Here is a 6,269-nt window from a genome sequence, read left to right as displayed (position 1 = left end):
CCGTAGACTCTCCATTACTTCCTCCTTTTTTTCTTTTGATAAACTCCGGCAAGGCAAAAACATTATCTGTACTTTCCTCTGAACCACCTCCCACTATAATTTGTAGCTCCTAATTAGTAAGCAACAAATATGCCTATGGGGATGATTCAAACGAGCTAATTTTAGATGGTAAATTATAAAAGGGCAGGGTAAGAGAAATTCTGAAAGAAACTGAAATTAAAATTATTAAGGCAAAACACTATGGCAAAATAAGGCAATTATGGCATTTTGCTATACTTCTATATCCGTAGATTTCAGCTTTCTGCGGAGGGTGCTGTAATCTATTCCGAGCATTCGGGCTGCCCTGCTTTTATTGCCTCCGGTGCTATTAAGAACGTTCTGTATGTGCATCCTTTCAACATCAAAGAGCGTCATGCCGGAAGGATATAAATTAATGGTTTCCGGCAGTTGTTCTTTATAATTAGTTATCTCATCAGGAAGGTCTTCTATTCCCACGACATCGTCATCCGATATTGTAATCGCTCTTTCCATGACATTTTCGAGTTCTCTCACGTTGCCTTCCCATTTATATTTTATCAGCATATCCTCTGCGTCTTTGCTGATGCCCGTTATTTTTTGTCCATTTTTGTGGAGAATTTCTTGATAAAATGCCTGATAAGCATGGGGATGTCATCCTTGCGCTCCCTTAAAGGCGGAATCTCTACAGGAATTACATTCAGACGGTAATAGAGATCTTTTCTGAAAGACCCCTTATTTACAGCCTCTTTCAAATCCTCATTTGTGGCTGCAATTATTCGGACATCAACACTTATGGTCTCTTTCCCGCCAAGTCTGATAAAGCTTCGCTCCTGCAAAAATCTGAGAAGCTTTACCTGCATCATTGGGCTTATGCTGCTTACCTCGTCAAGGAATACCGTGCCTCCGTCCGCTGCCTCAAACAATCCGACCTTTCTATTTACAGCTCCTGTAAATGCACCTTTTTCGTAACCAAACAACTCTGATTCAAGGAGTTCATCAGGAAGGGCGCCGCAGTTTATAGGGATAAATTGATTCTTTGACCTTTTGCTGCCGTAATGGATTGCCCTTGCGACAAGCTCCTTCCCAACACCGCTCTCCCCTATGATAAGGACCGTCCCATCGGTGTCCTTAACCTTCTCTATCATGCTGAAGACATGCATCATTGTCGGACTTTTACCGATTATATCTCTCACATATGGAACGCTGTCGAGCTGCTTTTTGAGCCCGATGTTTTCCAGTTTGAGGCTCCTCGTTTCAACAGCCCTTTTGACAACAATCAGCATATGTTCTGGATCGAAGGGCTTGGGTATAAAGTCATATGCCCCTGCCTTTATTGCCTTTACAGCGGATTCAACAGATGAGTAGGCGGTAATGACAATCACTATTATTTCCTTATCTATGGAATGCACCGTTTCTATTACTTTAAACCCGTCCATATCAGGCATCATGAGGTCTGTTATCACAATATCAGCTGGCTCGCCGTTTCTGAGCCTTTCCATTGCATCGTCTGCATTGGGGAATATCTCTACCTTATAGCCTTCGGGCTCAAGAGATCGCTTGAGTATCCTCAACATGGTCTCTTCATCATCAATGGCAATTATCCTGATTGGCCTATCCATTGCTTCTCCAATAGACAATCTTATCATGAATGTGCTTCCATAACCCTTTTGACTTTCCACAATTATCTCTCCACCATGATTCTGGATGATACTATAGCTTATTGCAAGACCCAGGCCAGTCCCCTCCCCAACCCTTTTTGTGGTAAAAAAAGGATAGAAGATTTTATCCTTTATCCCGTCATCCATGCCGCATCCTGTATCGGACACGGCAATCTCAACCCTCCTGCCATCAACAGGCATTGTCTTTATGGTTATAGCGCCTGATGAATCTATGGACTGGATGGAATTTAGAATTATATTCTGCAAAACCTGACTTATCTGCAAGGGGTCTATGTATATATCAGGCATATCAGGATGAAGTTCTTTTCTTATATCAATATCTTTTGAATCGAGACGATTTTGGGCAGCGTTAACGGCATCCTTAATCAGGATACTCAGTGATGTCCTCTCTTTATTCGGCGGCGACTGCCGGGAATATGTAAGAAGGTCTCTGACTATCTTAGAACACCTGTCCGCATCTTTTATTATTGTATCAATATCTTCCCTTAAGTCCTTGTCAGGGATATTTTTCTGCATCAGCCTTGCAATGCCGATTATATTGCCTATGGGATTATTTATTTCATGAGCGACTGCTGCTGCAAATCTTCCGATGGAAGCAAGCCTCTCGGACTGATAGAGTTTTTCTTCCATATCGCGGAGTTTTTCAAGGTTCTCGGCCATTTTATTAAACCCCTCTGACAATTCACCTATCTCATCCTTTGATGCCACATCAAGCCTGTATCCGAACTCGCCTTTTCCAATCCTTTCCGCACCCTCCTTTAATCTGACAATCGGACTTGTCAATCTCCTAAGAATAATAAAAAGAACAAAGATGGATGCGGAAGAAATGCCGAAGATAAGCACAAAAATGGTCAGGTGCACCTTTGAAATCATTTCCGGCAGGATATCCCTTTGCAAAATCAGCACATTGCCTATTGCATTGCCGTACACATCGGACAGCGAAAATCCCGTCGGGAGATACTCGATGCCCGCTATATTTAATGCATTTGACTTAAAATCAACATATGCCGATTGTTTTAATCCGGTCAGCGTAGCAGAGACTATTCTTTCCTTATTGTCCAGAATCAGAATTTCTGTATTGCTCAATTGCCTTATCTTTAAAAGCAGCGAGTCGTCAAGCAGTATGCCGGATGTAATGGTTCCGATAATCTGGTTTTCGTTGTAGTAAATTGGAGCGGATGCCTTAATGACAAATCCTTTTTCTGTAAGCTCGATACCGGATGTGACTTTGCCGCTGAGTGCATTCCTTATAAGCGGGTCGGCAGATCTGTCTTTACCGTATTTTTTAGGGGCTTCAGCAGCAACAACAAGACGGCCAAGAGCGTCTCCAATCTCTACTGAGCTGACATCAAAGGATTTATAAAGACGCCTCACTGCCCTCAATGGATGCTCCCTCTCCCCTGCAAGCTCGGTATGGTAGAAAAGCGTATCCTTTATCTCCCTGTCGTTGCTGAAGAGTCTTGTATAATTTGTTACTTTGCTCTCGTAATCTTCAAAAAGTTTTATTACCAGATTTTTCACGCTCATCAGGTGGCCTTGTTGTTGTTTTATAAGGGCGTCTTTTATCAGATATGCAATAGCAGGAAGTATCGTTACTATTACAAGCATTATTGTCAAGACAACAATAGAGGTTATCTTATGTCTGATTGAAAGCATCTTCCACACATATTTCATTTTATCCTCGCAAATCTCTTCCCTATAATAGCCTGCCCCTCGTCACTGACAATAAAATCTATAAACTTCTTTGTCCAGCCCACGGGCCGTCCCTTAGTGATAATGTAAAGGTCTCCTGTAATCAGATATAGCCCCTTCTCGGTATTTTTAGGGGTGGAAGAGACGCCGTTTACGGTTATCATCTTTACATTTGCCTTCTCGGCAAATATCCTGCTCGTAACACCTATGGCGTTGGGGAATCGCTCTACATATTCAACTACCTCCATATCCGTTTTAACGACTATCGCCTTTCCGGCAACAGCGCCTTTAATGCCGAGCGCTTTTCTTACTGGCTCGTCCATATCCCTGCAGTGGTCCCTGTATATTAAAGCGATTGGTTTATCTATTCCACCGACCTCTTTCCATTTAGCGATACGTCCATTATGAATGTCGGATATCTGCTTCAGGGTTAGGTCGTTCAGAGGGTTTTGAGGGTGCACGATAACAGCCTTTATATCTACAGCAACCCTATGGGACATTAGACTGTTCTTCTTTGCCGTTTCAGGTTTGAGAGGACAGCATATGCCGCCCATTTCATATCTGTTTTTCAAAACAACCGCGATGCCGTCTGCGCATCCGCCGCCTTTCACAAAAACACGAACACCGTATTTCTTTTGAAATGCCTTTGCCAGATCCTCAAGGGCGCCGTGTGCAAGGATATGCGTTCCCTGATAGCCAAATTCAACTGCATAGGAATAGGGAGCTATGGTAAAAATCAGACATAAGAGGCAGAGTAATGATTTTTAAAACAAATATCTCATTGTTTCCTATTATAATACATAAGAGTGAGAAGCAATAATAAAGATTCTGGAGCAATAGCTTATGACACCAAAACATAAGAGAGAAGAAAGAAAGCCCAAAAAGGGCGTATACCTTCTGCCCAACACTATAACCCTCTGCGGGATGTTCGCGGGCTTTTACGCGATACTTTCCGCGATAAACGGCAATTTCCTTCACGCGGCATGGGCAATAGTAATTGCAAACATATTTGACGGACTTGACGGCTGGATTGCGAGATTGACAAACACTACAACGCGCTTTGGCATAGAGCTTGACTCCCTTTCAGACCTTGTAGCCTTTGGCGTTGCTCCAGCAGTGATGATGTATAAGTGGTCTCTCATTCCATTCGGCAGGTTGGGATGGGCTGCTGCATTTCTGTTCGTTGCGTGCGGGGCATTGAGGCTTGCAAGATTCAATGTGCAGACAGGCTCCCCTGGGTCAAAGGCATTTAAAGGCATGCCGATTCCTGGAGCAGCGACAGTCCTGGCTTCAATTGTTATATTTTACTATGAATTCTGGACTGGACTGCCTGGAAAGAATATTTTATTTTTGGCAATCACAATCCTGCTTTCTTTATTAATGGTCAGCACCCTTCGCTATCATGGACTTAAAGAGATTGATTTCAGGGAGAGAAAACCGTTCTGGGTTTTAATAGTATTCGTCTTAGTCCTTTTTGTTTTACTAATACATCCTTCAACCGCAATATTCATCTTTGCAATGGCATATCTCATTTGGGGTATAATTGAGAATATCGTTCTTCTCGTAAAGAAAGGAAGGACAAGGCACGAGGTAGAACCAGAAGGGCATACAGAACAAAAATGAGAATTATAAAGATATTCGATACGACATTAAGAGATGGCGAACAGTCACCCGGCGCATCCATGAATGTGGATGAAAAAATTCAGGTGGCAAAACAGCTCGTGAAGCTGGGCGTGGATATTATAGAGGCAGGGTTTCCCATTGCATCGCCAGGAGACTTTGAAGCAGTCAAAAGGGTTGCAACAGATGTAAAAGGCGCTACCATTGCAGGCCTCGCAAGGGCAAGGAACGAAGATATCGACAGGGCAGGAGAGGCATTGAAGCCTGCCGAGTCAAAAAGAATCCATACATTCATAGCCACTTCAGACATACATCTGCAGCATAAATTAAGGATGTCGAGGGAGGCTGTTATCGAGGCTGCCATTAATGCCGTAAAAAGGGCACGGCAGTATACGGATGATGTAGAGTTTTCGGCAGAGGATGCTACAAGGTCTGATTGGGACTATCTCTGCAAAATAATAGAAGAGGTTATAAAAGCAGGCGCAGGAACGGTTAATATCCCCGATACCGTAGGTTACACAGTGCCGCAGGAATACGGAGAACTCATGGAATATTTGATGAACAATGTTCCCAATATCGATAAAGCGGTAATCTCTGTGCACTGCCATAATGACCTTGGCCTTGCTGTTGCCAACTCCCTTACTGCAATCCTTAAGGGCGCAGGACAGGTGGAGTGCACCATCAACGGCATTGGCGAAAGGGCAGGAAATGCGTCTATGGAAGAGATTGTGATGGCATTGAAGACAAGGCCGAAGTTTTACAACGCAGACACAAAGATAGTGACACAGGAGATATACAAGACAAGCCGCCTTGTTTCAAAGATAACAGGAATGGTTGTCCAGCCTAACAAGGCAATAGTGGGTGAAAATGCATTTGCCCATGAGGCAGGAATACACCAGGACGGCCTGCTCAAGGAGAGGTCAACATACGAGATTATGAAGCCGGAGGATGTTGGAATCCCGAAATCAAAGCTCGTCCTCGGAAAACATTCGGGAAGACATGCATTCAAGGCGCGCCTTCAGGAGCTTGGATATGATCTGGCAGAGGAAGAACTCAATCGTGCATTTGAAAAATTCAAGCACCTTGCAGACCAGAAAAAATATATATTCGATGAGGATATAGAGACACTTGTCTCGGAAGAGGTGTCAAAGACGCCCGAGATATACAGCCTCGTTGACCTGTCGATTACAAGCGGCGTTAATGTAAAGCCTACAGCAGCCCTTAAGCTGAGGGTCAACGACAATATTGTCGAAAAAATGG

At 43.5% G+C, this 6,269-nt stretch carries 5 protein-coding genes; 2 read left to right on the top strand and 3 right to left on the bottom strand.

The genetic code is table 11. The annotated features are described in order from the left end of the window. Positions 1–270: 270 nt before the first annotated feature. Genes V7L97_RS03630 through V7L97_RS03620 form a run of 3 tightly spaced genes read right to left on the bottom strand, consistent with a single transcriptional unit; the run spans position 271 to position 4,042 of the window. Complete coding sequence (locus V7L97_RS03630) at positions 271–603, bottom strand: helix-turn-helix domain-containing protein (protein WP_442891739.1); 333 nt, start codon at positions 601–603, stop codon at positions 271–273. A gap of 5 nt (positions 604–608) precedes the next feature. Continuing rightward, a complete protein-coding gene (locus V7L97_RS03625; protein ID WP_333653464.1) occupies positions 609–3,371 on the bottom strand; it encodes a sigma 54-interacting transcriptional regulator in 2,763 nt (920 codons plus the stop codon). Beyond that, complete coding sequence (locus V7L97_RS03620) at positions 3,368–4,042, bottom strand: substrate-binding domain-containing protein (protein WP_333653467.1); 675 nt, start codon at positions 4,040–4,042, stop codon at positions 3,368–3,370. Before V7L97_RS03620 ends, V7L97_RS03625 begins: the two co-directional genes overlap by 4 nt. Before the next feature lie 190 nt (positions 4,043–4,232). Here V7L97_RS03620 and pssA point away from each other — a divergent pair, with 190 nt between their 5' ends. Both pssA and V7L97_RS03610 read left to right on the top strand, forming a co-directional pair. Beyond that, positions 4,233–5,012 carry a CDP-diacylglycerol--serine O-phosphatidyltransferase gene (gene pssA, locus V7L97_RS03615; RefSeq protein ID WP_333653463.1) on the top strand — a complete coding sequence of 260 codons (780 nt, stop codon included), beginning with the start codon at positions 4,233–4,235 and terminating at the stop codon, positions 5,010–5,012. After that, positions 5,009–6,269: 2-isopropylmalate synthase (locus tag V7L97_RS03610; RefSeq protein ID WP_333653462.1), on the top strand; the 1,261-nt coding region annotated here is incomplete at its 3' end. The genes pssA and V7L97_RS03610, both read left to right, overlap by 4 nt.

It is taken from the genome of Dissulfurispira sp. (genome assembly GCF_036745535.1).
In the GTDB taxonomy this organism is placed as follows: domain Bacteria; phylum Nitrospirota; class Thermodesulfovibrionia; order Thermodesulfovibrionales; family Dissulfurispiraceae; genus Dissulfurispira.
Note: the sequence above shows the minus strand (reverse complement) of the source record. Positions and strands in the feature narration are given on the sequence as shown.

What these genes read in the sequence shown, in the direction of transcription:
- V7L97_RS03625 (WP_333653464.1), bottom strand. Translation starts at nt 3,371, where the DNA reads ATGAAATATGTGTGGAAGATGCTTTCAATCAGACATAAGATAACCTCT.
- pssA (WP_333653463.1), top strand. Translation starts at nt 4,233, where the DNA reads ATGACACCAAAACATAAGAGAGAAGAAAGAAAGCCCAAAAAGGGCGTA.